This window comes from Duganella sp. Dugasp78 (genome assembly GCF_059491455.1).
In genome coordinates this window covers 3,122,726-3,149,514 of the sequence record NZ_CP168506.1, presented here as the reverse complement: position 1 = coordinate 3,149,514, position 26,789 = coordinate 3,122,726, and the positions used below count along the sequence as shown (strand labels likewise).

Here is a 26,789-nt window from a genome sequence, read left to right as displayed (position 1 = left end):
CACGGGCCGCATGATGTCGCTCGCCATGCTCCACGGGCTGTGGCGTTACCGCGGCTTCGTGCTTGGCAGCGTCAAGCGCGAATTCCAGTCCAAATACCGCAACACCATGCTGGGCGCCGCCTGGACCGTGCTCAGCCCGCTGGCCATGATCCTGGTCTACACCCTGATCTTTTCCCAGGTGATGAAGAACCGCCTGCCCGGCAACGCCAGCGAGTACGGCTACAGCATCTACCTGTGCGCCGGCGTGCTGGCCTGGGGCATGTTCGCCGAGATCACCTCGCGCGCGCAGAACATGTTCCTCGAACAAGCCAACCTGCTCAAAAAAATCAGCTTCCCGCGCATCTGCCTGCCGCTGATCGTGGTGCTCAACGGGCTGGTCAACTTCGGCATCATCTTCGGCCTGTTCACCATATTCCTGCTGGCCTCCGGCCAGTTCCCCGGCGCCGTGTTCCTGGCGCTGCTGCCGGTGCTGCTGATCCAGGTCGCGCTGGCGATCGGGGTCGGCATGGTGCTCGGCGTGCTCAACGTGTTCTTCCGCGACGTCGGCCAGTTCTTCCAGATCTTCATCCAGTTCTGGTTCTGGTTCACGCCCATCGTCTACCCGGCCACCATCCTGCCGCCCGAGGTGCGCGCGCTGCTGGTGTGGAACCCGATGGCGGCCGTGATCGAGGCCTACCAGACCATCCTGGTCAGCGGCCAGCCGCCGCACTGGCCGGCGCTGCTGCCGGCGGCCATCGCCGCGCTCGTGACCTGCTGGCTCGGCCTGCAATTGTTCCGCAAGCGTGCGGGTGAAATGGTGGATGAACTCTGATGGGCGCGATTACAGTCAGCAATCTGGGCAAGGCCTACAAACTCTATCCCAACCGCTGGTCGCGCCTGGGCGAATGGCTGCTGCCGTTCAACGGCCCGCGCCACCAGCTCAAGTGGATCCTGCAGGACGTCAGCTTCCAGGTGGCGCCGGGCGAGGCGGTCGGCCTGATCGGCATCAACGGCGCCGGCAAGAGCACCCTGCTCAAGCTGATCACCGGCACCACCCAACCCAGCACCGGCGCCGTCACCATGCAGGGCAGCGTGGCCGCGCTGCTGGAGCTGGGCATGGGCTTCCATCCCGACTTCACCGGCCGCCAGAACGTCTACATGGCCGGCCAGCTGATCGGCCTGACGGTCGACGAGATCAGCGCGCTGATGCCCGACATCGAAGCCTTCGCCGAGATCGGCGACTACCTCGACCAGCCGGTGCGCGTGTACTCTAGCGGCATGCAGATGCGCGTGGCGTTCGCGGTGGCCACCGCGCGCCGCCCGGACATCCTGATCGTCGACGAGGCGCTGTCGGTGGGCGACACCTATTTCCAGCACAAGAGCTTCGAACGGATCCGCCAGTACCGCCGCGCCGGCACCACGCTGCTGCTGGTCTCGCACGACAAGCAGGCCATCCAGTCGGTGTGCGACCGCGCCATCCTGCTGGACGGCGGCCGCCTGGCGCGCGAGGGCAAGCCGGAGGAAATCATGGACTACTACAACGCCATGATCGCCGAACGCGAGAACAGCACGCTGCGCCTGAACCAGCGCGACGATGGCAAGCTGCAGGTCACCTCCGGCACCGGCGAGGCCACCGTGGCCGAGATCGTGCTGCTGAACGACGCCGGCGAGGCGGTCGAGGTGGTCGACGTCGGCCAGGAAGTCACGCTGCGCATCACCGTGGCGGTGCATGACGCCATCCCGCGCATGGTGCTGGGCTATATGATCAAGGACCGGCTGGGCCAGGCCATGTACGGCACCAACACCCACCTGAAGGAACTGCCGCTGGAAGACATGCAGGCCGGCCAGCGCGTCACCTACAGCTTCCGCTTCGCCGCCAACCTGGGCGCCGGCAGCTACTCGGTGGCCACCGCCATCGTCAGCACCGCCACCCACCTGGTCAACAACTACGAGTGGCGCGACCTGGCGCTGGTGTTTACCGTGGTGAACATGCAGCGTCCCCATTTTGAGGGGTCGGCCTGGCTCGACCCCGCCATCGAGATCACCCGCACATGAGCTTTATTTCCTACGCCCAGAATTTCGAGGACGTGCTGCTGTGGCGCGCGCTGCGCGACGTGCCGGCCGGCTTCTACATCGACGTCGGCGCCAACGATCCGGAACTGCACTCGGTCACCAAGGCCTTCTACGACCAGGGCTGGTCCGGCATCAACGTCGAGCCGATGCCGTCCTACGGCCCGGCCTTCCGCGAGCAGCGCCCGCGCGACACCAACCTGAACGTGGCGGCCGGCGCCGCCAGCGGCAGCATCACGCTGTTCGACGTGCCCGAAGTCAACGGCTGGGCCTCGACCGACAGCAGCGTGGCAGCCGCCCACCGCGCCCACGGCCACCAGGTGGTCGAGCACACGGTGCCGCTGCTGACCCTGGCCGAGATCTGCCGCGAGCACGTGCGCGGCGAGGTCCACTTCCTCAAGATCGACGTCGAGGGCTTCGAGGGCGACGTGCTGCGCGGCATGGACTTCACGCTGTGCCGGCCGTGGATCGTGGTGGTCGAGGCCATCATGCCCAACAGCCGCGACAGCAACCACGGCGACTGGGAGGCGCTGGTCACCGGCCACGGCTACCGCTACGCCTGGTTCGACGGCCTGAACCGTTACTACGTCGCCGACGAGCACGCCGAACTGGCCGAGCGGCTGCAGCTGCAGCCCAACGTGTTCGACGACTTCATCACCCACCACCTGGACAAGGCCTGGCGCCGCGGCAAGGACCTCGACCAGCAGATCGAAACCACCTGGCAGCTGGCGCGCAACGCCGACGCCCGCAGCAGCGCGCTGGAGCAGGACGTCACGCGCGCGGTGCAGCGCGGCGCCGAGCTGGAACAGGCGGTGGCGCGCGAGGCGCAGGACGTGGCGCGCGCCGTGCAGCGCGGGCTGGAGCTAGAGCAGGAAGTCCAGCAGGCCGTGCGCAGCGGCGCCGAGCGCGCGCGCCAGCTCAGCCACCAGCTGCAACAGCGCCAGGACCAGGTGCTGCAGCTGCAGGCCGAGCTGCGCCAGTCCGAGACCGCCGCGCGCCAGGTGGAGAACCAGTTGCACCAGACCGCCGAATGGGGCACCCAGCTGGAGCAGCGCCTGATGGCGGTGTACGCCAGCAGCTCGTGGCGCCTCACCGCGCCGTTGCGCGCGCTGGCGCGGCGCGGCGACAACAGCCTGCCCAGGCTGGCCGTGCGCGCCGCGCATGGCGGCGTGCGCCGCGGCGTGCGCTGGCTGAGCTCGCGCCCGGCGCTGCGCCGCGTGCTGATCCCGCTGATCAGCCGCTCGCCGCTGCTGAGCAGCACCATCAGCCGCAGCCTGCAGGCGATCAAGCAGGGCGACCCGGCCGCCGGCGCCGCCGACGTGCCGCACCTGCTGCGCGAACTGCCGCTGTCGGCGCGCAAGGTGCTGGACGACCTGCGCCGCGCACAACACCCTACCGACCACTGACCATGCGCCTTGTAATCGATCTCCAATCCTGCCAGAACGGCGCCGCCCGCGCGCCGCAGGCCGTGCTGGCGCTGGCCCAGGCGCTGCTGCGCCAGGCTGCCGCCCGCCCCGTCCCGCACACCGTCCTGATCGCCCTGGCCGCCGGCCAGACCGAGCACATCGACCGCCTGCGCCACGCTTTCGCCGGCCTGGCGCCGGCGCAACTGCTGAGCTATCAGGTCCCGGCCGGCCACGGCTGGAGCCACCACGCCGCCACGCTGGTGCGCGACGGCTTCCTGGCCAGCCTCAATCCGGACGCGGTGTTCGCCCCCGGCCTGTTCGACCTCGCCCTCAACGACAGCGTGTTCGGTCCCGGCCCGGCCGGCGTGGCCATGGTCTACACCGAGGCCGGCGCCACCGCCGAGGCGGCGCTGGCCGAGCGCCAGCAGGCCAGCCTGCGCAACGCCGCGCTGGTGCTGCCGGCGATCACCGCCGAGCTCGACGCCGAGGCCGCCGCCGCCGCGCTGTGGACCGCGCTCGAGCAGGCGCTGGCGCGCCGCGCGCCCGCCGCAGCCTCTACCGAAGCCGGCCGTCCGCGGCTGGCCTACATCTCGCCGCTGCCGCCGCAAAAATCCGGCATCGCCGACTACAGCGTCGAGCTGATCGCCGAACTGGAAACCTATTACGACATCACGCTGGTGGTCTCGGCCGCCAGCGCCGGCGGCGTGGCCGCCACCGCGCTGGGCGGCCGCCTGCCGCTGCTCACGCCGGAACAGTTCGAGCAGCAGGCGCCGCACTTCCAGCGCCTGCTGTACCACTTCGGCAATTCCAACGCCCACCAGTACATGTTCCCGCTGCTCGAGCGCCACCCTGGCATCGTCGTGCTGCACGACTTTTTCCTCAGCGGCGTGATCGACAACATGGAGCGCGAGGGCGTGCAGCCGCTGGCCTACATGCGCGCGCTGTACGCCTCGCACGGCCACAGCGGCCTGCTGGCGCACAAGGAACTGGGCCACAACCCGTCGATCTGGGCCATGCCGAGCAACAAGACCGTGCTGGACCAGGCCGAAGGCGTCATCGTCCACGCCGATTTCTCGCGCACGCTGGCCGAACAATGGTACGGCCCCGGCAGCGCCGACAACTGGCGCACGCTGCCGCTGCTGCGCGGCCTGCCGCCGCAGGCCGCCGGCCACAGCGCGGCCGAGCTGCGCGCCGCCGCGCGCCGCCAGCTGGGCATAGGCGAGCACGAGTTCCTGGTGTGCAGCTTCGGCATGCTGGGCCCGACCAAGCTCAATCACCGCCTGCTGGACGCCTTCCTGGCCACGCCGATGGCGCAGCAAGCCCACTGCCGGCTGCTGTTCGTCGGCGAAAATGAAGGCGGCCAGTACGGCGCCGAGCTGGCGCGCCGCATCGCCGCCAACGAGCTGCCGGCCAGCATCGCCATCACCGGCTTCGTCAGCACCGACGATTACCAGCACTACCTGGCCGCCAGCGACGTCGCGGTGCAGCTGCGCACCCAGACCCGCGGCGAGACCTCGGCCTCGGTGCTGGACTGCCTGCTGCACGGCGTGCCGGCCATCATCAACGCCCACGGCGCCGCCGCCAACCTGCCCGACGCCGTGCTGGTCAAGCTGCCCGACCTGTTCGAGGACGCCCAGCTGAGCGAGGCGCTGGCCGATCTGTACGCGCAGCCGCAGCGCCGCGCGCAGCTGTCGGTCGCCGGCCGCGAGCATGTGCGCGCGCACCACGCGCCGGCCGCCGTCGGCCGCCAGTACCACGCCGCCATCGAGGAGCTGGCGCGCACCAGCGCGACCGCCCACTACCGCCAGCTGGTGGCCGCCGTCAGCGCCATCCGGCCGGCGCCGGACGACGGCGAGCTGATCGCCGCGGCCGCCGCCATCGCCGCCAACCAGCCGGCCGCCGCGCCGCGCCAATTGCTGGTCGACCTGTCGGCGCTGGTGCAGTCCGACTACAAGACCGGCATCCAGCGCGTGGTGCGCAGCATCGTGCTGGCGCTGATCGCGGCGCCGCCGGCCGGCTACCGCGTCGAGCCGGTGTACAGCGAGGGCGGCAACCGCAGCTACCGCTACGCGCGCCGCTTCACCGCCGAGATGCTGGGCGTGCGCTCGCCGCAGCTGGAGGACGCGCCGGTGGAAACCGCCGCCGGCGACCTGTTCCTCGGCCTCGACCTGGCCTCCAACATCACCTCGCAAAACCAGCCGCAGCTGCTGGCCATGCGCCGCCGCGGCGTCGCCGTCTGGTTCGTGGTGTACGACCTGCTGCCGGTACTGCGGCCCGAGTGCTTCACCTTCGCGGCCGACAAGTACTACGCCGACTACCTCGACACCATCACCTACGCGGCCGACGGCATCGTCACCATTTCGGCCGCCGTCGCCGACGAGCTGGCCGCCTGGATGGCGAACCGGCCGAACCGGCGCCAGGCGCCGCTCAAGCTGAGCCACTTCCACCTGGGCGCCGACCTCGAGGCCAGCGCCCCCAGCACCGGCCTGCCGGACAACGCCGAGCGCGTGCTGCAGGCGCTGCAGGAGGCGCCCACCCTGCTGATGGTCGGCACGCTGGAGCCGCGCAAGGGCCAGGCCCAGGCGCTGGCCGCCTGCGAGCTGCTGTGGGCGCAGGGCGTGGCGGTCAACCTGGTCATCGTCGGCAAGAACGGCTGGCTGGTCGACGCCCTGGTCAAACAGCTGGAGCAGCACCCGCAGCGCGAGCAGCGCCTGTTCTGGCTGCCCGGCGTGTCGGACCAGATGCTGCAGCAGTTGTACCAGCACAGCTCGGCGCTGCTGGCGGCCTCGGAGGGCGAGGGCTTCGGCCTGCCGCTGATCGAGGCGGCCCAGCACCGCCTGCCCATCATCGCGCGCGCCATCCCGGTGTTCCGCGAGGTGGCCGGCGAGCACGCCTACTACTTCGACGGCAAGTCGCCGCAGGAACTGGCCGGCGCCATCGAGGCCTGGCTGGCGCTGCACGCGGCCGGCCAGGCGCCGGCCTCGGCCGACATGCCGTGGCTGACCTGGCAGCAGAGCGCGCAGCAGTTGCAGCGGGCGCTGCTGTCCGACGAGGGCGGCCACGCCAGCGTGGGTGGCGGCGGCGTCGCCCCGCAGCTGCTGGTCGACGTCTCGGCCGTGGCGCGCGAGGACCTGAAGACCGGCATCCAGCGCGTGGTGCGGGCCCAGCTGTCCGAGCTGATGGCGCTGCACAGCACGCGCTACCAGGTGCTGCCGGTCTACCTCAGCGACGAGGGCGGCCGCTGGCACTACCGCTACGCGCGCCGCTACCAGCACACGCTGACCGGCACCGACAGCTACGGCGCGATCGAGGACGAGGTGATGGTGGCGGCTGGCGACGTGTTCTACAGCCCGGACTTCTTCCCCGGCGCCGTCACCGAGGCCGGCCGCATCGGCCTGTTCCGGCGCTGGCGCGACGCCGGCGTCAGCGTCAACTTCCTGATCCACGACCTGCTGCCGGTGCTGCGGCCGGAGTTCTTCCCGGCGCGGGTGGACGACGTGTTTGAGAAATGGCTGCACACCATCAGCAGCAACGCCGACCGCCTGATCTGCATCAGCGGCGCGGTGGCCGACGAGACGCGCGCCTGGCTGCGGCAGCAGGCGCCGCAGCGCGCGCTGCCGCAGTTCGCCGTGCTGCACCACGGCGCCGACATCGCCGCCTCGCTGCCAAGCACCGGCCTGGCCGACGACGCCGCCGCCGTGCTGGCCGACATCGCCGCCGCGCCAAGCTTCCTGATGGTCGGCACCATCGAACCGCGCAAGGGCCACCTGCAGGCGCTGGACGCCTTCGAGCAGCTGTGGGCCGCCGGCGTCGACGTGCGGCTGGTGGTGGTTGGCGGCGAGGGCTGGAAGGGCCTGCCCGACGGCCAGCGCCGCACCATCCCGGCCATCATGGCGCGCCTGCGCGGCCACCCGGAGCTGGGGCGCCGCCTGCACTGGTTGCAGGGCATCAGCGACGAATACCTGGAGCGGGTCTACCGCGACTGCGCCTGCCTGCTGTTCCCCAGCGAGGGCGAGGGCTTCGGCCTGCCGCTGATCGAGGCCGCGCGCCACGACCTGCCGCTGCTCACGCGCGACATCCCGGTGTTCCGCGAGATCGCCGGCGAGCACGCCCAGTATTTCAGCGGCGACGACGGCGCCGCGCTGGCCGCCGCCGTGCGCGAGTGGCTGCGCCTGCACGCGGCCGGCCAGGCCCGGTCCTCGTCCGGCATGCCCTGGCACACGTGGGCCGACAACGCCCGCAACCTGACCGCCATTTTGTTCCCCGGCCCCGCCGCTACCCCGAATCGATAAGCCATGTCCAATCCTATTCCCCGCATCTCCGTGGTCATCCCCAGCTACAAGGTCACGCGCCACATCCTCGGCGTGATCGCCGGCATCGGACCGGAAGTGAGCCGCATCTACGTGGTCGACGACAAGTGCCCGGACCGCTCCGGCCAGTTCGTGCGCGAGCAATGCCACGACCCGCGCGTGGTGGTCATCGAGCATGAGGAAAACCAGGGCGTGGGCGGCGCCGTGATGACCGGCTACCAGGCCGCCATCGCCGAGGGCGTCGACATCATCGTCAAGGTCGACGGCGACGGCCAGATGGACGCCAGCCTGATCCCCGACTTCGTCGCCCCCATCGTCAACGGCGAGGCCGACTACACCAAGGGCAACCGCTTCTTCGACCTCGAGCAGATCAACCAGATGCCGGCCATCCGCCTGTTCGGCAACGCCATGCTGTCGCTGCTGACCAAGCTCTCGTCCGGCTACTGGGATTTGTTCGACCCCACCAACGGCTACACCGCGATCCACGTCAACGCCGCGCGCCACCTGCCGCTGCACCGCATCAGCAAGCGCTACTTCTTCGAGACCGACATGCTGTTCCGCCTCAACACCATCAACGCCGCCGTGGTCGACGTGCCGATGGACGCCAGCTATGGCGACGAGGTCAGCAACCTGAAGATCTCCAAGATCATCACCGAGTTCATGGCCAAGCACCTGCGCAACTTCGGCAAGCGCATCTTCTACAACTACTACCTGCGCAATATGTCGCTGGCCTCGATCGAGCTGCCGCTGGGCCTGGTCATGCTGTTCGGCGGCGCCGGCTACGGCATCGTCCACTGGCTGCAGTCGGCGCACGCCGGCACCGCCACCGCGCCGGGCACCGTGATGCTGTCGGCGCTGCCAATGCTGATGGGCCTGCAACTGGTGCTGGCCTTCCTGGCGCACGACATCGCCGCCGTGCCGCGCCGGCCCATCCACCGCATGACGCGGGCGCGCGCCAAGCCGCCCGCGCGCGGCTGAAACATTGCCGATTTAATAAACCGAGGCTATCATCGGGGGTCCGTCCGGACCTCCCCAGCTCTTTGAAAGTATCCGCTCCATGATTCCATTCCGGCTCGCTCCCCGGCAACGCTTGGCGTTAACCACCTATGGCTTCCCGCTGGCGCTGCTGGCCGTGCTGTTGTACCTGGTGCTGCGCAGCACCGGCGCCTATCCCGTCGTGTTTGCCGACGAATGGTTCTACAGCAAATTCGCCCGGCTGCAGCCGCTGGCCGAGTCGCTGGTGCCGTCCTGGCTGTACCTCAAGCTGTTCGGCCAGACCAACGCCTGCGGCAGCGGCTTCCTGCAGTGCGCGCGGGTGCTCAACGCCACCCTGTTCGTGGCCGCCGCGCCGTTCATCTACCTGGTGGCGCGTCCGCTGGCCGGCAAGACCGCGGCCAAGCTGATCGCGCTGCTGGCCGTGCTCTCGCCGATCAGCCTGTACACCGGCTATTTCATGCCGGAGGCGATGTACTTCCTGGGTTTCTGGGTGCTGAGCTGGGCGCTGCTGGGGCGCGCGGCGCCGGCGCCGCAATGGCGGCCGACGCTGGCCCACGCGCTGCTGGGCGGCGTGCTGCTCGGCGTGCTCAGCCTGATCAAGGTGCACGCGCTGTTCCTGCTGCCGGCGCTGTGCCTGTTCCTGCTGCACAGCCGCCGCAGCGCCGCGCGCCAGGGCTGGCTGGCAGCCGGCCTGGCGGCCGCCGCGCTGGCCGCGGCCGCCACGCTGGCGGTCAAGCTGGCGCTGGGCTACCTGCTGGCCGGCCGCGCCGGCCTGGGCCTGTTCGGCAGCTTCTACGGCAACCAGGCCAGCAACACCGGCCTGGGCATCGCGCGCCTGCTGGCGCCGTTCGCGCACAACGCGCTGGGCCACGCGATGGGCCTGCTGACCCTGTTCGCCTTCCCGCTGGCGGCGCTGGCCGCCGCCGCCCTGAGCGCGCCGCTGCGCGAGGCGCTGGGCCGCCAGGGCCGCGCGCTGCTGGCCTACACCGTGCTGATGCTGGGCGCCGCGCTGGGCATGGCGGTGGCCTACACCGCCACCATCGCCGACGCCGGCCCGCAGGAAATCCTGCGCCTGCACCTGCGCTACTATGACTTCACCTTCCCGCTGCTGATGATCGCCGCGGTCGCCGTGGCGCGCCACAGCGAGCGCCTCGGCCCGCGCCTGCGCGCGGCCGTCGCCGCGCCGCTGGCGCTGCTGGCGCTGGCGGCCGCCGCCAGGCTGCTGCCGGCCTACCAGCTGTCCGCGGTCGACAGCCCGGAACTGTTCAGCCTGACCGTGGTGCGGCCGGTGTTCTACGCGCTGGTGCTGCTGCAGCTGGCGCTGCTGGCGCTGTGGGCCTGGCGGCCGCGCCGCGCCCAGCCGGCCTACCTGCTGTTGCTGGCGCCGCTGTTCGCGCTGGTCGGCGAAAGCGCCAACACGGTGCTGATGCACCACGCCCGCCAGCTCAATCCCTACGCCGCCGCCGGCCAGCTGGCGCACGACTACCTGGACGACCGCCAGCGCGCCCGCCTCAGCATCGCCGGCGACAGCCTGAGCGGCCTGACGCGCGCGCAATTCCACGTCGACCATCCGCTCACGGCCATCATTGAACTGCAGCCGGGCGCGCCGTTCGACCCGACCCAGACGCCGGCGCGCCAGCAATGGCTGCTGGTGGTGGGCCAGCACGCGCTGCCGCCCAGCCTGAAACCGCTGCTGGCCACGGCCGACTACGCGCTGATCCCGCTGAGCCAGGGCGGCCGCAGCCTGTACCGGGTGGACCTGGCGGCGCCGCTGGCCGGCGGCCACCTGAGCGCGGTCGACGGCCTGGCCGACGCCGAGCACTGGGGCAGCTGGTCGAACGCCAAGACCGTCACCCTGCACACCCGCGACGCGCTGCCGCGCCACCTGACCGTGATGCTCAACGGCCGCGCCTTCGGCCCCAACGCCGGCCAGCCCTTCGTGCTGCGCGTGGGCGAGGCCAGCACCCGCTTCAAGCTGCCGGCCACCACCCAGGAACTGTTCCTGCAGCTGGAAACCGACGGCCAGCAGCACGCGCTGAGCATCGAGGTGCCGCAACCGACCTCGCCGGCCACGCTGGGCGGCGGCGACGATACCCGCCTGCTGGGCATCGGCCTGGTCGGCATCGAAATCGGCGCGGCCGACGCCGCGGCCCTGTCCACGCCCTGAACACCCGACACATGACCATGACTTCGATCCGCCATTTCTTTTCCGATGCGCGCCGCGCGCCGCCCTTCCTGGTGGGCGCGCTGGCGCTGATCTTCATCTTCCTGCTGATCCGCAACGCCGGCATCTACCCCATCGTCTTTGTCGACGAATGGACCTACAGCAGCAACACGCGCCTGATGCCGCTGTCGGCCGCGCAAGTGCCGTCCTATCTGTACTTCAAGCTGTACCAGCTGACCACCTTCTGCGGCGACGGCTACCTCGATTGCAACCGCATGCTCAACAGCGCGCTGTACGTGCTGGCCGCGCCCTTCGTCTACCTGCTGGCGCGGCGCGTGGCGCCGGCCTGGGTGGCGGTGCTGGTCGCGCTGGCCGCCACGCTCGCCCCGAACAATGCCTACACGCCGTTCTTCATGCCGGAGGCGATGTATTACTTCGGCTTCTGGTGCTTCAGCTGGATGGCCTTCGTGTTTGCCGACCGCCCCGGCGCGGGCCGCGCGCTGCTGCTGGGCGTCGTGCTGGGCCTGCTGATGCTGGTCAAGCTGCACGGGATCTTCCTGATACCGGCGCTGGCGCTGTTCCTGCTCTTCCTGGCGTGGGACCGGCGCGCCGCCGATCCGGCAAACCAGCCGCCGCACTGGCTGCTGCAGGGCGCGCTGTGGGCGGCGCTGGCGCTGGCGGCGGCGATGGCGGTGCGGCTGGCGATCGGCTACTGGCTGGCCGGGCCGGACGGCCTGTCGCTGTTCGGCAGCATCTATTCGGGCCAGGTGGCCTACACCGCCAAGAGCCACTATCCGCTGGACCAGCTGCTGATGTTCGCCTGGCATAATATGCAGGGCCACCTGATGCTGCTGGCGCTGCTGTTCGGCGTGCCGCTGGCGGCGCTGGCCGGCTCCTTCAACCGCCTGCGCCCGGCCGGCCTGCCGGCGCGCCGCCTGCAGGCGGTCAGCGTGTTCAGCGTGCTGATGCTGGGCACCGTGCTGGGCGTGACCGTCATGTTCACCGCCTCCATCACCGGGCTGGCGGCCAGCGACAGCGCCGCCCGCATCCATACCCGCTACTACGATTTCGCGCTGCCGCTGATGCTGCTGTGCGCGGCGGCGGCGGCCTATGCGCCGGTGCCGCCGCTCAAGCCGCTCACCCGCGCCGTCATCGCCGCCGTGGTGGTGGCGCTGATCTGGCACGGCCGCGCCCACCTGCTGCAGTCGTTCACGCCGTCCATCATCGACTCGCCGGAACTGCGCGTGCTGTCGATGAGGCTCAAGCTGTTCAACCTGATCACCGCGGTATCGCTGGTGTCGCTGCTGCGCTGGGCCTTCGACCAGCAAAAGGGCCTGCGCCTGTTCTTCGTGCTGGCGCTGCCGGTGATCGTCGGCTGCTGCGTCTGGAACACGGCGCACGAGGTGCGGCTGTCGATCTGGCCGGACGCCGCCTCCAAGGCCGGCCTGTTCGCGCGCCACTACCTGGACCGCAGCCAGAGCGACCACCTGGTGATCGTCTCCCAGGACCCCGGCGTCCTGCTGCGCAGCCGCTTCTTCATTGAAAACCCCAACGCCCAGTTCATGCAGGTCGAACCGGGCCAGGAGGCCGACTGGTCCAAGCTGCCGGCCGGCTACAAGTGGGTGCTGGCGATCGGCGCCTACGTGCCGCCGGACGGCGCCCGCGTGGCGGCCCGCAAGGACGACCTGCTGCTGTTCCAGCCGCCGGCGCTGGACGCGCGCGGCCAGCGCCTCGATTTCACGCAGGAGCTGGAAGGCTATGTGCGCATCAACGGCCTGGCCGGACACGACACCTGGGGCGCCTGGTCGGTGGAATCAAAGGTGGAGATGGAGTTCGGTCGGCCGCTGCCCAAGCGCCTGGGGCTGCGCGTCGAGGGCCGCGCCTTCGGCCCGAACGCCGGCCAGGACATCGTGGTGACGGTGGGCGGCCAGGACCGCGTGATGCGGCTGCCGGCGCTCAACGGCGACGTGACCCTGCATTTCGACACCGACGGCAGCGCCACCCGGGTGCGCTTCAAGGTGCCGCAGCCGACCTCGCACAAACAGCTGGGCCTGGACGAAGACACCCGCACGCTGGGCATCGGTTTCGAGCACCTGACGGTGATCGACGAAGCCCAGCCCTGAACCCCGCAGGCCAATAAAAAACCCCGCCGGTATCGCACCGGCGGGGTTTTTTTATGGGCCCGCGGCGGCTTAGTGCGCGGCCTTCAGGGCTTCCATCTGGCGCGCGTAGCGCTCGCCCATGAACAGGTCGCCTTCATGGCTGAGGTGGTCATGGTCGCGGTACATCAGCTTGTTGTCGCGCATCGCCACGCAGCGCTGTGCGTCGCACAGCTGGGCCGCGGCGTCGAACACCCGCACCATCGGCAGGTCGCGCAGCACGTAGGCCTCGGCCACCTTGTGGCGCGCCACCTTCTGGTCGTGCTGCGCGCGTGGCAGCGAGCATTCGTGCGTCTGCGAGCTGGCGATGCCGACCCGGCGCAGGCAGGCGCGAGGATCGAAATCAAGCTCCGGCACGTCGCTGACATAGACAACGGTGCGGCCGCTGTCGACAAACATGCGCAGCGTGGCGCGCAGCGCGTTGGTGCGGATCTTGCCGCCCTCGTCGTCGATGTTCAGCAGCACGTGCGAGGAAATGATGACGGTCTTGACGCTGGCCGTGTGCAGCGCCAGGTCCAGCATCATCGGCACCACTTTCTGGTAGGGATCGTCGCCGACCGGCAGGCCGACGAAGGGCACGCGCGTGCCCAGGTACCACAGGTTCTCGCCAAGGCCGTGGTAGTAGCGGGTCAGGCCGTTCACGATGTGGAAGGCGTGGCTGTCGCCCAGCATCACCACGGTCGGCTCCTTGCTGACATCGTCCAGGCGGCAGTACTCGTAATCGCTGGCGAAGCCGTAGCGCTGCTTGCAGGCCGTCGCGTTGGCGACGTCCTCGACCAGGATCAGCTGCTGCTGCTGGGCCGCGCTCTCGACCACGGTGGCGCGCAGCGGCAGGCCCTGGGCGCGGTACAGCGCGCCGCCGGCGGCGGCCAGCGCCAGCATCGCGGCCGACAGCGCGATCACCTTGCGGCGGCCGTGCGCGGTGCCGCGCAGCGGCCGCTCGAGCAGGCGGTAGGTCAGCCAGGCCAGCACGATGGCGGCCAGCACGGCGGCGCCGCGGATCTTCGAGGACGGCAGGCCGGACTCGATGATGCGGGCAAAGGTCAGCAGCGGCCAGTGCCACAGGTACAGCGGATAGCTGATCAGGCCGAACCATACTGCCACCGGATTGCCCAGCAGCACGCGGTTGCACCAGGCTTGCGGGCCGGCCGCGATCAGCAGCACCGCGCCGGTGGTCGGCAGCAGCGCCCACCAGCCGGGGAAGTGGCGGTCGGCGCGCAGCAGCGCCAGCGTCCCCAGCAGCATGGCCAGGCCCAGCGCCGACTTGATGTTGCGCGCGCGCGGGCTGGACCAGTCGATCACGCTGTCGGCGCCCTGCTCGCGGCGCACGCCGGCAAACAGGCCCAGGCCGTTGACCGACATATACGCCAGCACGCTGCCGTACAGCAGTTCCCAGACCCGGCTGGCCGGCGAGTAAAAGGTCGCGCTGGGGAATTTGTGCAGGCCGCCGACGTTGACCAGGAAGGACAGCGCGCCCACGCCCAGCGCCAGCGCCAGCAGGCTGAAGCGGCGCTTCCACGCCAGCAGCATCAGCACCGGCCAGAAGATGTAGAACTGCTCCTCGATGCCCAGCGACCACAGGTGCAGCAGCGGCTTGGTCTCGGCGGCCTTGTCGAAGTAGCCCACCTCGTTCCACAGGAAGATGTTGGACAGGAAGCCGGCGCCGCCAAACACGTGCTTGCCCAGCATCTTGTATTCGTCCGGGAACAGCGCGAACCAGCCGAACGCCAGGCAGGCGCCCATCACCAGGATCAGCGCCGGGAAGATGCGGCGCACCCGGCGCGCATAGAATTCGGCGAAGCTGAAGGCGTCCTGCTGCATGCCGGCGATCAGGATGCTGCCGATCAGGAAGCCGGAGATGATGAAGAAGATGTCGACGCCGACAAAGCCGCCCGGCAGGCGCGACGGGAAGGCGTGGTACAGCACCACCGACAGCACGGCCAGGGCCCGCAGGCCGTCGATGTCGCGGCGGTAGGCCGGATGCAGGGCCGGCGCGGTGCCGGCGGGCAGGGGCAGTTTTTCTATGCGCATTGGGGCAGGTCAGTGATCAAAAACCGCTATTGTAACCGCCACCGCCGTGACAATTGGATAGATGGTCACGGCGACTCGCGGTTAAAATAGCGCCGCACTTTTGCATTGCAAACCGATCAAGCTAAAAACAATGGCAACACACGAAAAAAACCTGGACTGGGTGCAGCTGCTGCGCGGCATCGCCGCGCTGCTGGTGGTGCTGACGCACGCCCGCTACGCGCTGGTCAACACGCCCGACATGCCGCTGGCCGACCACCTCTTCGTGCCGGGCGCGATGGGGGTCGACCTGTTCTTCATCATCAGCGGCTTCATCATGCACTACTCGACCACCAGTTTCGACGGCAGCGTCGGCTACGTGGCGCGCTTCGCCGTCAAGCGCTTCGCCCGGGTATGGCCCATGTACGCGGTGATCACGCTGCTGTCGGTGTTCGTCCTCAGCGGCGGCGTCGATTACTTCCACCAGGCCGTCAACCGGCAGGCATTCTGGCATTCGCTGGGCATGATCCCGGCCAACCCCCGTTACGTCCCGTATTTCTCGCTGACGCTGCTGCCCGGCTGGACGCTGGAATTCGAGATGTATTTCTACCTCACCTTCGCCGTCAGCATGCTGTTCCAGCGCCTGCGCTGGTTCGTGCTGGCGTCCTGGGTGCTGCTGACGGTGATCCTGATACCGCTGGGCGACCGCGGTTTCGACATGAACATCAGCCGCGACCTGGGCTACCAGTTCGGCTATATGTCCATCGTCACCAGCCCGTTCGTGCTGGAATTCGCCGCCGGCGTGCTGATCGGCTGGCTGTACCATCAGGACTGGGCCCGCTTCCGCAGCGCCTATGTGGCGTGGCACGCCGCCGCCCTGAGCGTGGCGTTCGCGCTGTGGGCCAGCTACAGCTATGCCGCCTACTTTCACGGCCCGACCCTGTGGGGCTGGCCGCTGATGCTGATGGTGCTGGCGCTGGCGCTGGCCAGCAAGACGGTGCAGCTGCGGGTGCACCCGGTGTTCCTGTGGCTGGGCTCGATCTCGTATTCGCTGTACCTGACCCATCTGCTGTCGCAGGGGCTGGTGAAGCGGGCGCTCAACGCCACCGGCCACGGCGCCTTCGCCCAGACCTGGAGCTTCATCTTCCTGTCGACCGCGGTGGCGCTGGTGTTCGCCTCGCTGTCGCAGCACTATCTGGAACAGGGCTTGTCCAACAAGGTGCGCGACGCCCTGCTCAAGCTGCTGCCGAAGCGGCCCGCGCCGGTGGCGCCGGTGGCGCAGGTGGCGCCGGCGGTGCCGATCAGCCGCCGGGCCTGAAAGGACTGGCCGCCGATCCAATATTGCTATATATTTAATTTCCCCATTTCATTTTCACGTACCAGGGAGTTAAATGAATTGCATCGTCTGCCAGCAAACCACCGCGCCGGGGCTGTCGCCCTGGCACCACATCTGCCCGGCCTGCCGCTATGAGAGCGCCTCGCTGCTGCCCACCATCAACGACGCCGAGGTCCACCTGCAGGTGGACGAGGCGCAGCGCGAGGCCGGGCTGAAGGCCATCCGCCAGGAAAACTTCCAGACCATCGTCGGCTACGCGCGCGAGCTGGCGCCGCCCGGCGCGCGCCGCCTGCTGGACGTGGGCGCCGCGCACGGCTGGTTCCTGGAGGCGGCGCGCGGCCATTTCGACGTGCTGGGCATGGAGCCGGATACGGCGGTGGCGGCAAAGACCGCGGCCCGCGGCCTGCCGGTGCGCAACGGCTTCTTCCCCGACGCGCTGACGGCGGACGAGCGTTTCGACGTGATCGTGTTCAACGACGTGATCGAGCACATCCCCGACATCCGGTCGGCGCTGGCCGCCTGCCGCGAACGGCTGACGCCGGGCGGCATCCTGATCCTCAACCTGCCCAACAGCCGCGGCTTCTTTTACCGCCTGTCCAAGCTGTTCGCGCGCGCCGGCTGGCGGGCGCCGTTCGAGCGGCTGTGGCAGAAAGGCCTGCCGTCGCCGCACGTGCACTACTTCGAGGCCGGCAACTTGAGCAAACTGGTGGGGGAGCAGGGACTGGAACTGCGGCTCAAGGCCGAACTGCCGGCGGTGCGCGCCAAGAGCATGCTGGAGCGGCTGCGCTGCGCCGGCCAGGGCACCTGGCTGAGCATTTACGCGCAATACGCCGCCGTCATGATGACGATCCCGGTACTGCGCGCCTTCCCCAGCGACATCGTGGTCTGCGTCTACCGCAAGCCCTGAGCGCCGCAGGGGCTGACGCTTACTGCTTGGGCGCGCCGCCCAGCAGGAAGGCGATCTTCTGCTTGGGCTTGGCCGCGGCCGCGCTGCCCAAGGTGGCGGCAGGCGCCGGGGCCGGCGCCTTGGCCGGCTCGTACGGCTTGAGGAACCACGGGTCGACCTTCTCGCGGCGGCTGCCGTAGGACGGCGCACCGGCGGCGCGCGGCGGACGCTCGCTGCGCTCGCCACGCTCACCGCGGCCGGCCGGCGCCGACGACGACGGCGCGCCACGGCCGCCATCGTCGCGGCGCGCACGGCGTTCGCCGCGCTCGTCGCCGCCATAGCTTGGCGCCGGGTTGAAGCCGTCCAGTTCGCCACGGCGGATGGTCTGCTTGATCAGTTTTTCGATGTCGGCCAGCAGGCGCTCATCCTTGTCCGAGTAGATCGACAGCGCGTCGCCCGAGGCGCCGGCGCGGCCGGTGCGGCCGATGCGGTGCACATAGTCCTCGGCGTTGTACGGCAGGTCGTAGTTGATCACGCACGGCAGGTCGGTGATGTCGAGGCCGCGCGCGGCGACGTCGGTGGCGACCAGGATGTCGATCTCGCCCTTCTTGAACGATTCCAGCGCGGCCATGCGCTCCTGCTGGGTCTTGTCGCCGTGGATGGCGACCGCCTTCATGCCCTCCTGCTCCAGCCCGCGCGCCAGGCGCGAGGCGCCGATCTTGGTGTTGGAGAAGATGATCACCTGCTTGAGCTCGCGCTGGCGCAGCAAGTGCGCGGTCAGGGCGTGCTTCTGGTTCTCCGGCACCTTGTAGACCACCTGGGTGACCTTGTCGGCGGTCTGGTTGCTGCGCGCCACCTCGATCGTCACCGGGTTGGTGAGGAAGGTGTTGGCCAGCTTCTTGATCTCCGGCGAGAAGGTGGCCGAGAACATCAGGTTCTGGCGCTTGGCCGGCAGCAGGTTGATGATGCGCTGCAGGTCGGGCAGGAAGCCCATGTCGAGCATGCGGTCGGCCTCGTCCATGACCAGCATCTGCACCTGGCCCAGGCTGATGTTTTTCTGCTCCACGTGGTCCAGCAGGCGGCCCGGCGTGGCGATGACGATCTCGACGCCGGCCTTGAGCACCACGGTCTGGCCCTTCATGTCCATGCCGCCGAACACCACGGTCGAGCGCAGCGGCGTGTGCTGGGCGTAGGCCTTGACGTTCTCGGCCACCTGCACCGCCAGTTCGCGGGTCGGCGTCAGGATCAGCGCGCGCACCGGGTGGCGCGCGGGCGAGGTGCTGGCGCTGGCGTGGGCCAGCAGCATCTGGATGATGGGCAGCGCGAAGCCGGCGGTCTTGCCGGTGCCGGTCTGGGCCGCGCCCATGACGTCGCGCCCCTGCAGCAGCACGGGAATGGCCTGGGCCTGGATCGGCGTCGGGTGCACATAGCCCTGGTCGGTCAGCGCGCGCAGGATGGCCGGCGACAGGCCGAAGTCGGCAAAGCGGACTTGGGCGGGCTCGGCGGCTGCGGCAGACAAGGTCTCGGCCTCGGCGGCGACGGCTTGCTGGGCGGCGGACTCAATAACGGTCGGGGTGATGATCTCGGTTTCGGACATAATGTGTGCGGCGGCCCTGCGGCGGACAGCCAAGCTTTCTTCAATTAACAACATCTCTGCGCTGCCGGCCCGGCTGAGGTACAACTTGGAGGAAGGACGTAAGAAGCAAGCGGCGGGCGGACACGCGGTGAGCAGGATACAATGAGCGCCGTAAACTATACCCTAATTTCCGGCAACTGCGCTAGAAACCGCCGGCTTTTATATCGAAACCCTTGCATCAATGGTATGTATAATAGCCAATCTGACCAGAATACCTGATTAAATCGAGCGCTGCTCCGCACGCGCAACCCGTTACGCCACCGGATACTCCTACATGCACGTGCTTCCGCCGGTCCTGCGCCGCCGCCCTTCCCTATTCCGCATCGCTTCCCTATCGCTGCTGTTGTTGCTGACCACCCTGCTGGCCTGGCTGCCGTCCGCCGACGTTGCGGCGGCGCCGGCGCCGTCGCTGCGCTTCAAGAAGCTGGGGCCGCTCGGCGGCGACGAGCCGTCGATGCTGTCGCTGCTGCAGGACCGCAAGGGCTATATCTGGGTCGGCACCCACACCAACGGCCTGTACCGCTACAACGGCTACCAGGCGGTCAAGTACACCAACAATCCGGCCGACCCGCGCAGCCTGCCGCACGACCGCGTCTCGGCTATCTACGAGGACCAGCAGGGCCGCATCTGGGCCGGCACCCAGAACGGCCTGGCGCGCTTCAACCCGGAGAGCAACGACTTCACCCTGTTCGCGCCGCCCGGCAAGGCGCCCAAGAACCACCGCATCATCAAGAACATCATTTCCGACGGCAAGAACGGCATGTGGGTGGGCAGCTGGGGCGGCCTGCAGCACTTCGATCCCAACAGCGGCAAGTTCACCATCTACGCGCACGACGACGCCGACCCGGCCAGCCTGGCCAGCAACGACCTGAACGCGCTGGCGCTGGACGCCCGGGGCGGCGTCTGGATCGGCACCTGGCCCGGCGGGCTGGACTACCTGGCGCCCGGCGCCACCCGCTTCGAGCACCACCAGGTCGACCCGGCGCCCAAGCCGGACGCCCGCGTCAACATCGTGCGCGCGCTGCAGTTCGACCGCAACGGCATGCTGTGGATCGGCACCGAGTCCGGCGTGATCCGCTGGGACGGCAAGCGCGGCTGGGACAGCCGCCAGGCCATCCCCTCGCCGTACAGCCGCATCACCAACTTCAACCTCGACAACAAGGGCACGCTGTGGTGCACCACCCTGTCGGCCGGCCTGCTGCGCTGGAACGAGGCCAACGGCGAGTTCGACCAGTTCGTGCACGCGGCGGACGACCCCTACAGCCTGCCCGGCGACAACCTGCGCGCGGTGCTGCAGGACCGCGGCGGCATGCTGTGGATCGCCTCCTTCACCGACGGCATCAGCCTGGCCAACCTGTCGAGCGAGGGCTTCACCCGCCACGTGCCGTTCCGCATCGACAGCCGCTCGGCGCCGGCCAGCAACGCGCTGCTGAGCCTGGCCCGCGCGCCGGGCGGCCGCATCTGGCTGGGCGGCAATGTCGGCATGAGCTTGTACGATCCGGCCACCAGCACCGTCGTCAAGAGCTACCACGCGGACGACAAGCAGCCGGGCATGCTGAGCCACTCCATCGTCTACAGCATGTACCAGGACGAGGCCGGCAAAGGGCCGCTGTGGCTGGGCACGTCCAACGGCCTGAACCGGCTGGACACGCCGGACAGCCCGTTCCAGGTCATCCACTTCGGCAACACCGCCAGCGACTACATCAACGCCATCGCGCCCGGCGCCGGCGGCGTGCTGTGGCTGGCCACCGGCAACAGCCTGATCCGCTACGAAACCAGGACCGACGCCCGCAAGATCTACTACAACGATCCGCAGGACCCCAGCACGCGCAGCGTCAACGGCACCTCGGCGGTGCTGGAGGACCGCAGCGGCCGGGTGTGGGCCGGCTCGGAATGGAACGGCGGCGGGCTCGACCTGCTGGACCCGGCCAGCGGCAAGTTCCGCCACTACCGCCACGCCGGCAACGACCGTGCCAGCCTGAGCGACGACAACATCGCCAGCCTGCACGAGGACGCGCAGGGCCGCATCTGGGTCGGCACCAGCAAGGGCCTGGACCTGGTGGTGTTCGCGGCGGACGGCCAGGTCAGCTTCAAATCGTACGCGGCGGCCATGCGCGCGCCCAAGATCCTGTCGATCGAGCACGACCGCGACGGCAAGATCTGGTGCAGCACCATCGCCGGCCTGTACCGGCTGGACCCGGCCACCGGCCAGGCCAGCCACTTCAGCGCGTCCGACGGGCTGACCGAGGGCTACACCGTCAACTCCTCGTCCATGGGCGAGAACGGCGTGCTGTACTTCGGCGGCGTGCACGGCATGACGGCGGTGACGCCGTCGGCCGTGCGCACCAGCTCGGTGCCGCCGCAGGTGGCGATCACCGACATCACCGTGTTCAACCACTCGCTGCAGGACGGCAAGCCGGGCGAGAACGTCAAGGCCGACGGCCCGGTGACCTCGCCCACCGCGCTGACCTTGTCGTCGCAGGCCTCGGTGTTCTCGCTGGAGTTCGCGGCGCTGCACTACACCGAGCCCAGCGAGAACCGCTACGCCTACCAGCTGGTGGGTTTTGATCCGGACTGGGTGGTGACCGACGCCGCCCACCGCAGCGCCAGCTACACCAACCTCAACCCCGGCCACTATGTGTTCCGGGTCAAGGCCGCCAACCACCTGGGCGTGTGGAACCCGGAGCCGGCCACGCTGGCCATCACCATCACGCCGCCGTTCTGGCAGCGCTGGTGGTTCCGCGCCGGCGGCGCCGCGCTGATCCTCGGCTCGCTGCTGCTGGCCTACAAGGTCCGCATCCACCGCCTGACCCGCCACCAGGCCAAGCTGGAGCAGCTGGTGGCCGCGCGCACCGGCGAGCTGGAGGAATCGAACCGCAAGCTGGCCGCGCTCAGCACCACCGACGGCCTGACCGGCGTCAGCAACCGGCGCGGCTTCGACCTGGCGCTGGAGGCCGAATGGCGGCGCGCCGCGCGCACCGGCCAGACGCTGGCGCTGTCGATGCTGGACGTCGACTACTTCAAGAAGTACAACGATCACTACGGCCACCTGGCGGGCGACTCGACCTTGCGCACCGTGGCCGAGCTGATCACCTCGCACGGGCGCCGCACCACCGACCTGGTGGCGCGCTACGGCGGCGAGGAGTTCGCGCTGCTGGCGGCCGCCACCGACGCGGCCGACGCTTTCGGCGTGGCCGAGGAAATCTGCGCCGAGCTGGCGCGGCGCGCGTTGCCGCACGAGCAGTCGCCGTTCGGCATCCTGACCATCAGCATCGGCGTGGCGGTGATGGTGCCGACCGAGGACAGCTCGCCGGAACTGCTGGTGCAGATGGCCGACCGCGCGCTGTACCGCGCCAAGGAAAAAGGCCGCAACATGGCGCTGCTGGCCATGCCGCCGGCGTAAGGAAGCCGATGGACGCGAAGCCAGGCAACGCGCCGGACGACGACGCCATGCCGCTGCCGCCGCAAGCGCCGGAACCGGGCGACTGCTGCCACAGCGGCTGCACCTTCTGCGTGGAAGACATGTACCAGGACGAGCTGGACCGCTACCACGCCGCGCTCAAAGCTTGGCGCGAGCGGCATCCCGGCGCCGGTCGTTCCCGCGCAGGCGGGAACCCATAGACCGCCTGCGTTCAGGCAAAGCATGGAGGGAATTCATGCAGTGCATGGATTCCCGCCTGCGCGGGAATGACGTTGCAGCGTTTCCCGCTCAGCGCCAGACATTATTTGCGTAGCGCGCCAAAATCGAACAGGTTCATCAGGTCGCCGATGGCCGGACGGTTGCGCGGCACGTAGGGCGCGGCCTTGTCGTGCACTGGATTGGGCAGGTTGTCGCGGCTGCGCGCCGACAGCGGCGGCAGCGACCAGTTGCGCTCGATGAACTTGGCAATCGACGCGTGATCGTAATACGTGTGGTCGACCGCGCCCTGTCTGGCCCACGGCGAAATCGCCAGCAGCGGGATGCGGGTGCCGTCGCCAAAGAAGTCGATCGCCTGCACGTAGCCCGAATCGTAGTAACCGCCGCCCTCGTCGAAGGTGACCAGGATGACGGTGTTCTTCCACAGCGCCGGGTTGGCCTGCACGCGTTCCAGCACGCCCGCCACCAGTTCGTCGAAGCTGGTCTCCATCGCATAGCCGGGATGGCCGGAGATGCTGTCGTACGGCGCGATCACCGCCACCGACGGGAACGTGAGGGCGTCCTTGACGTCGACGTAGAACTGCATCAGGTCGACCAGCTTGTCCTTGTCCGGGCCGTTCATCGTCGAGCTGAAGAAGGTCGGCGTGTCGCACATGCCGCAGTATTCCTTGTCGACTTTCTTGCCGTCGTTGCGCCCGCCGCTATACCACTTCCATGACACGCCGCCGGCCGTCAGCGCGTCGCCGATATGCGGCATCGGCTGCGGCGGCAGCAGGAATTTGTCCGGCCCCAGCGGCAGCGGCTCGCCCAGCGGACTGAACGCGGGATCGAGATTGTTGACCATGTAGTAGTGGCCCGGCGCGCAGTTGCCGTCGTTGAAGGCCGGGTACGGCAGCTGCGCCAGCAGCGCGCGGATGCCGGCCACGCCGGGCTGCTGCGGATCGGAACAATTGACGTAGGTGCCGCCGCGATAGCCGTCCTCGGTGTACCAGTTGTTGGTGCCGGGCTGGGCGTCCGGGTTCTCGATCTGCTTGGCCGGCGGCACGGCGGCCTGGCCGTCCTGCGTGTAGTAGCCGACATCGGCCGTGGCCAGCGCGAAGTAGTTGGCGGTGGTGCCGCCCATGATGGGTTGATGGTAGTTGTCGGCGATGGCGTACTGGTCGGCCAGCTTCTTGAACAGCGGCGCGTCGCCGCGCGCCATATTGTAGAAGCCCATGGCCACCGCGCCCTGCCCGGTCCTGCCGGGCGCCAGCGGCGCCGGGTTGCTGGGGCCGGGGCCGGTCTGGTCGGCCACCCAGACGAACAGGTCGTTCTTGCCGCCGTCGACCTGCTGCCACATCTGGAAGAAGCGATGGGTCGGGTCGCCGGTGTGAGCGCCGTAGCCGACGTGGTGGGTGATCTGGAACGGGCCGTTGGGCAGGTTGGACGGGAAGCGCGCGTCGGCCACGTCCTGCCGCTGGCCAAAGGCGCCGCCGGCCCACGGCTGCGGCAAGGTGCCGTAGACGCCGTTGAATTCCGGCGTCGGCGTGTAGGCGCCGGCGGACAGGCCCAGCTTCTGCGCCGCGTCCGCGAAGCGCGGGCCCGGCGTGCCATCGCGGTTGACGATTTTCTTCGACAACAGGTTGGACACCGTCTGGCCTTTACGTGGCTCGTAGACGCCGTACAGATTATCGAAAGTGCGGTTCTCGCCGACCAGCACGATCACGTGCTGGATCGGCGTGGTGGCCGCCCCGCTGGCCGCTGCGGCGGCCGAAGATATCAACGCGCCGCAGACCAGCGAGCGGACCATTTACAGCTTGCCGTTCAGCGTGATGAACACCTGGCGCGGCGCGCCGGTCAGCAGCGTCTGCGCGGTGCCGGCGACGTCGCTGGCCTGGAAGCCGTTGGTGCCGATCGAGCTGATGTACTGCTTGTCGAACAGGTTGGTGACGTTCACTTGCAGCGACAGGTCTTTCAGCATGCCCAGCGACTTCATCTTGTAGCCGGCCGACAGGTTGGCCAGCCAGAACGATGGCACGCCGCCGTCGTTCAGGTAGGTGTAGTAGCGCTTGCCGGTGTACTTGCCGCCGACGCGGGCGAACCAGCTGCCGCTTTCATACGAGGCCTCGGTGTTGAACAGCGAACGCGGCGCGTCGACCACCTGCTTGCCGCTGACGGCCACCAGGTTGGCGCCATCCTGGTAGTTCGACTTGTACTTGGAATCGTTGAAGGTGTACGAGTTGAACCAGCTGATTTCGCGGTTGAACTTCCACACGGCGATCGCTTCCAGACCCTTGGTGTCGACCTTGCCGACGTTGACGAAGGTCGACGGGCAGCCGACGATGCCGGCGCAGGTGGCCACGCTCAGCTGGCGGTCGTCGAAGCGGGCGTTGTAGACCGCCACCGAACCCTGAATGTCGGCGCGCTTGAAGCGGTAGCCGAGGTCGATGTTGACCGAGGTCTCGGGCTTGAGCTTGGCGATGCCGGCGTTGTAGGCGGCCTGGGTCTGCGAGAACGGACCGCTGACGCCCGGCTGGAAGGCGCGCATGTTTTTCGATGCGGAGGCGAACACCTCGTCGTCGGCGCTGATGGCGTAGTTGACGCCGGCCTGCGGCAGGAATTTCTTCTCGGCGTCGAGCTCGCCGGCGGCGCGGGTGCCGATGAGGTTGGTGGCCTTGATGTCCACGTCCATCGCCTTGAAGCCGGCGTTGAACTTCAGCTTGCCGTCCATGGCGCTGAAGGTGTCGGCCACGTAGTACTGCGAGGTGGTGGTGACGAAGTTCTGCTTGAAGTCGGTGCGGAACGGATTGGACAGGAAGAACATGGTGTCGGCCGGACCGGTCACCTTGTAGTAGTTGCGGCTGACGTTGTGGTTGCTGCGCTCGCCCCACAGGCCGGCGGTGATGGTGTGGCTGCCCAGTTCCCAGGTCAGGTCGCTGGTGACGCCGTCGCGGCCGATCGAGTACTCGGTGGTGCGCAGCGAGATCGGGTTGGCGGCGTCGGTCGCCACGTACGGCGTGTACCAGTGGCCCTGGCCGTCGTTGTCGTGGTGGTAGATGGTGGTCTTCAGTTCGACCGTCGGGCCGAAGTTCAGCGCCAGCGTCAGGCCGCCGATGGTGTCCTTGCGCAGGCCGCCGGCCGAGTAGTAGGCGTCGTCCATGCTGTTGACGCCGCCGCTGTAGACGCCCTTGGCGGCGTTGACCGCGCGCTGCCAGTCAGGCTGGTAGTTGTCCCAGCCGTAGCCCAGGCGGCGCACCATTTCCAGCGACACGTCCTGGTAGTCGACTTCGCGGCGGTCGGAATAGTTGAGGAAACCGGTCAGGCTGTTTTCGCCGAAGTTGAACACGAACTTCGAGTTCAGCTGATCCTGGTCCTGGCCGCCTTCGCCCTTGGTCTTGTCGGTGCGCTGGCGGGTGCCGCTGAGGTAGGCCTTGACGACGTTGTTGATCAAGCCGGTGTCGACGCGGGCGAAGGTGCGCGAGGTCGAATCGCTGCCGAAGGTTTGCGCGAAGGTCAGGCCGCGCTCATCGCTGGGGGCCAGCGTGAAGAACTGCACGGTGCCGCCCAGGTTGCTGGTCGAGGCGGTGCCGACCGCGCCCGCGCCCTGCGACACGGTGACGTTGCCGAGGTTTTCCGACGAGATGGCGCGGCTGATGTGCAGGCCGTTGTTGTTACCGTAGCTCATGTCGCCGAGCGGCACGCCGTCCAGCGTGAAGCCCAGCTGGTTCTGGTTGAAGCCGCGCACGCTGAAGCGGGTCGACCACTCGTAGGCGCCGAACGGATCGGCGGACTGGAAGTTCACGCCCGGCAGTTTCTCCAGGACCTTCAGCGGGCTGGTGCCCGGCAGCGCCTCGGCCAGGTCGGCCTTGTTGATGTTCTGTACCTGGCGCGACTGGCCGCGGCCGGTGATTTCCACCGTTTGCATGGGACCGACCAGGGCGCCGGCAACCGAACTGTCGGCGGCGGCATCGGCCGCGTCGGCGGCGTAAGCCTGGCAAGCCAGGGCTTGCAGGACCACCAGGCACAAAGGTTTCAGAGGGAAGCGCTGTTGCATGATTTGTTCTTCTTTCTTGCTGGTTAGTGTGGACTAGGCTGGAAACTAAACTCGCAAGATTGTAGGAAGTGCATGTGACGCAGCGATGACGGCAATGTGACCGCTTAGTGACATGGCAACATTTCCTCGCGCACGATAAGTACGCGAACGCACGGACCGCCCGAGGATGC

At 68.7% G+C, this 26,789-nt stretch carries 15 protein-coding genes; 11 read left to right on the top strand and 4 right to left on the bottom strand.

What is annotated here, in order from left to right; all coding sequences use genetic code 11:
• The first annotated feature begins 10 nt into the window (after positions 1-10).
• The 7 genes from ACEN9O_RS14015 (at position 11) to ACEN9O_RS13985 (ending at position 13,048) form a co-directional block, all read left to right on the top strand.
• Positions 11-811 (top strand): ABC transporter permease, encoded by an 801-nt coding sequence (locus ACEN9O_RS14015; RefSeq protein ID WP_495618134.1) that lies wholly within the window; start codon positions 11-13, stop codon positions 809-811.
• Positions 811-2,034: an ABC transporter ATP-binding protein gene (locus tag ACEN9O_RS14010; protein WP_495618133.1), complete on the top strand. Its 1,224-nt coding sequence runs from the start codon at positions 811-813 to the stop codon at positions 2,032-2,034. The genes ACEN9O_RS14015 and ACEN9O_RS14010 overlap by 1 nt, the downstream gene beginning before the upstream one ends.
• Positions 2,031-3,455 carry an FkbM family methyltransferase gene (locus ACEN9O_RS14005; protein WP_495618132.1) on the top strand — a complete coding sequence of 475 codons (1,425 nt, stop codon included), beginning with the start codon at positions 2,031-2,033 and terminating at the stop codon, positions 3,453-3,455. The genes ACEN9O_RS14010 and ACEN9O_RS14005 overlap by 4 nt, the downstream gene beginning before the upstream one ends.
• Before the next feature lie 2 nt (positions 3,456-3,457).
• Entirely contained in the window at positions 3,458-7,747 is a 4,290-nt protein-coding gene (locus ACEN9O_RS14000; protein ID WP_495618131.1) for a glycosyltransferase, read from the top strand.
• A 3-nt stretch (positions 7,748-7,750) separates the two neighbouring features.
• Positions 7,751-8,743 (top strand): glycosyltransferase family 2 protein, encoded by a 993-nt coding sequence (locus tag ACEN9O_RS13995; protein WP_495618130.1) that lies wholly within the window; start codon positions 7,751-7,753, stop codon positions 8,741-8,743.
• A 112-nt stretch (positions 8,744-8,855) separates the two neighbouring features.
• Positions 8,856-10,928 carry a DUF7024 domain-containing protein gene (locus ACEN9O_RS13990; protein WP_495618129.1) on the top strand — a complete coding sequence of 691 codons (2,073 nt, stop codon included), beginning with the start codon at positions 8,856-8,858 and terminating at the stop codon, positions 10,926-10,928.
• A gap of 11 nt (positions 10,929-10,939) precedes the next feature.
• On the top strand, positions 10,940-13,048 hold the full coding sequence (locus ACEN9O_RS13985; protein ID WP_495618128.1) for a DUF7024 domain-containing protein: 2,109 nt from the start codon (positions 10,940-10,942) through the stop codon (positions 13,046-13,048).
• 69 nt (positions 13,049-13,117) lie between these two features.
• Here the strand turns inward: ACEN9O_RS13985 and ACEN9O_RS13980 are convergent, their stop codons facing one another.
• Positions 13,118-15,115 (bottom strand): acyltransferase family protein, encoded by a 1,998-nt coding sequence (locus tag ACEN9O_RS13980; protein WP_495618127.1) that lies wholly within the window; start codon positions 15,113-15,115, stop codon positions 13,118-13,120.
• A 130-nt stretch (positions 15,116-15,245) separates the two neighbouring features.
• Here ACEN9O_RS13980 and ACEN9O_RS13975 point away from each other — a divergent pair, with 130 nt between their 5' ends.
• Together ACEN9O_RS13975 and ACEN9O_RS13970 are read left to right on the top strand one after the other, a co-directional pair.
• The gene (locus tag ACEN9O_RS13975; RefSeq protein ID WP_495618126.1) at positions 15,246-16,409 is read left to right on the top strand and encodes an acyltransferase family protein; all 1,164 of its coding nucleotides are present in this window, start codon (positions 15,246-15,248) and stop codon (positions 16,407-16,409) included.
• 73 nt (positions 16,410-16,482) lie between these two features.
• On the top strand, positions 16,483-17,334 hold the full coding sequence (locus ACEN9O_RS13970; RefSeq protein WP_495618125.1) for a class I SAM-dependent methyltransferase: 852 nt from the start codon (positions 16,483-16,485) through the stop codon (positions 17,332-17,334).
• A gap of 19 nt (positions 17,335-17,353) precedes the next feature.
• On the opposite strand, the gene ACEN9O_RS13965 is transcribed toward ACEN9O_RS13970, so the two are convergent.
• Entirely contained in the window at positions 17,354-18,910 is a 1,557-nt protein-coding gene (locus ACEN9O_RS13965; RefSeq protein ID WP_495618124.1) for a DEAD/DEAH box helicase, read from the bottom strand.
• 313 nt (positions 18,911-19,223) lie between these two features.
• On the opposite strand from ACEN9O_RS13965, the gene ACEN9O_RS13960 reads away from it, so the two are divergent.
• Both ACEN9O_RS13960 and ACEN9O_RS13955 read left to right on the top strand, forming a co-directional pair.
• A complete protein-coding gene (locus tag ACEN9O_RS13960) occupies positions 19,224-22,352 on the top strand; it encodes a ligand-binding sensor domain-containing diguanylate cyclase (protein ID WP_495618123.1) in 3,129 nt (1,042 codons plus the stop codon).
• 8 nt (positions 22,353-22,360) lie between these two features.
• A complete protein-coding gene (locus tag ACEN9O_RS13955; RefSeq protein ID WP_495618122.1) occupies positions 22,361-22,570 on the top strand; it encodes an oxidoreductase-like domain-containing protein in 210 nt (69 codons plus the stop codon).
• A gap of 101 nt (positions 22,571-22,671) precedes the next feature.
• Here ACEN9O_RS13955 and ACEN9O_RS13950 read toward each other — a convergent pair whose 3' ends face one another.
• Positions 22,672-24,375 (bottom strand): alkaline phosphatase family protein, encoded by a 1,704-nt coding sequence (locus tag ACEN9O_RS13950; RefSeq protein WP_495618121.1) that lies wholly within the window; start codon positions 24,373-24,375, stop codon positions 22,672-22,674.
• On the bottom strand, positions 24,376-26,619 hold the full coding sequence (locus ACEN9O_RS13945; RefSeq protein ID WP_495618120.1) for a TonB-dependent receptor: 2,244 nt from the start codon (positions 26,617-26,619) through the stop codon (positions 24,376-24,378).
• Positions 26,620-26,789 lie beyond the last annotated feature (170 nt).

Excerpts from the sequence above, each read along its gene's own strand:
- ACEN9O_RS13960 (WP_495618123.1), top strand. The coding sequence starts at position 19,224 with ATGCACGTGCTTCCGCCGGTCCTGCGCCGCCGCCCTTCCCTATTCCGC.
- ACEN9O_RS14010 (WP_495618133.1), top strand. The coding sequence starts at position 811 with ATGGGCGCGATTACAGTCAGCAATCTGGGCAAGGCCTACAAACTCTAT.
- ACEN9O_RS13995 (WP_495618130.1), top strand. The coding sequence starts at position 7,751 with ATGTCCAATCCTATTCCCCGCATCTCCGTGGTCATCCCCAGCTACAAG.
- ACEN9O_RS14005 (WP_495618132.1), top strand. The coding sequence starts at position 2,031 with ATGAGCTTTATTTCCTACGCCCAGAATTTCGAGGACGTGCTGCTGTGG.
- ACEN9O_RS14015 (WP_495618134.1), top strand. The coding sequence starts at position 11 with ATGATGTCGCTCGCCATGCTCCACGGGCTGTGGCGTTACCGCGGCTTC.
- ACEN9O_RS13975 (WP_495618126.1), top strand. The coding sequence starts at position 15,246 with ATGGCAACACACGAAAAAAACCTGGACTGGGTGCAGCTGCTGCGCGGC.
- ACEN9O_RS14000 (WP_495618131.1), top strand. The coding sequence starts at position 3,458 with ATGCGCCTTGTAATCGATCTCCAATCCTGCCAGAACGGCGCCGCCCGC.
- ACEN9O_RS13945 (WP_495618120.1), bottom strand. The coding sequence starts at position 26,619 with ATGCAACAGCGCTTCCCTCTGAAACCTTTGTGCCTGGTGGTCCTGCAA.
- ACEN9O_RS13980 (WP_495618127.1), bottom strand. The coding sequence starts at position 15,115 with ATGCGCATAGAAAAACTGCCCCTGCCCGCCGGCACCGCGCCGGCCCTG.
- ACEN9O_RS13955 (WP_495618122.1), top strand. The coding sequence starts at position 22,361 with ATGGACGCGAAGCCAGGCAACGCGCCGGACGACGACGCCATGCCGCTG.
- ACEN9O_RS13950 (WP_495618121.1), bottom strand. The coding sequence starts at position 24,375 with ATGGTCCGCTCGCTGGTCTGCGGCGCGTTGATATCTTCGGCCGCCGCA.
- ACEN9O_RS13985 (WP_495618128.1), top strand. The coding sequence starts at position 10,940 with ATGACCATGACTTCGATCCGCCATTTCTTTTCCGATGCGCGCCGCGCG.
- ACEN9O_RS13970 (WP_495618125.1), top strand. The coding sequence starts at position 16,483 with ATGAATTGCATCGTCTGCCAGCAAACCACCGCGCCGGGGCTGTCGCCC.
- ACEN9O_RS13965 (WP_495618124.1), bottom strand. The coding sequence starts at position 18,910 with ATGTCCGAAACCGAGATCATCACCCCGACCGTTATTGAGTCCGCCGCC.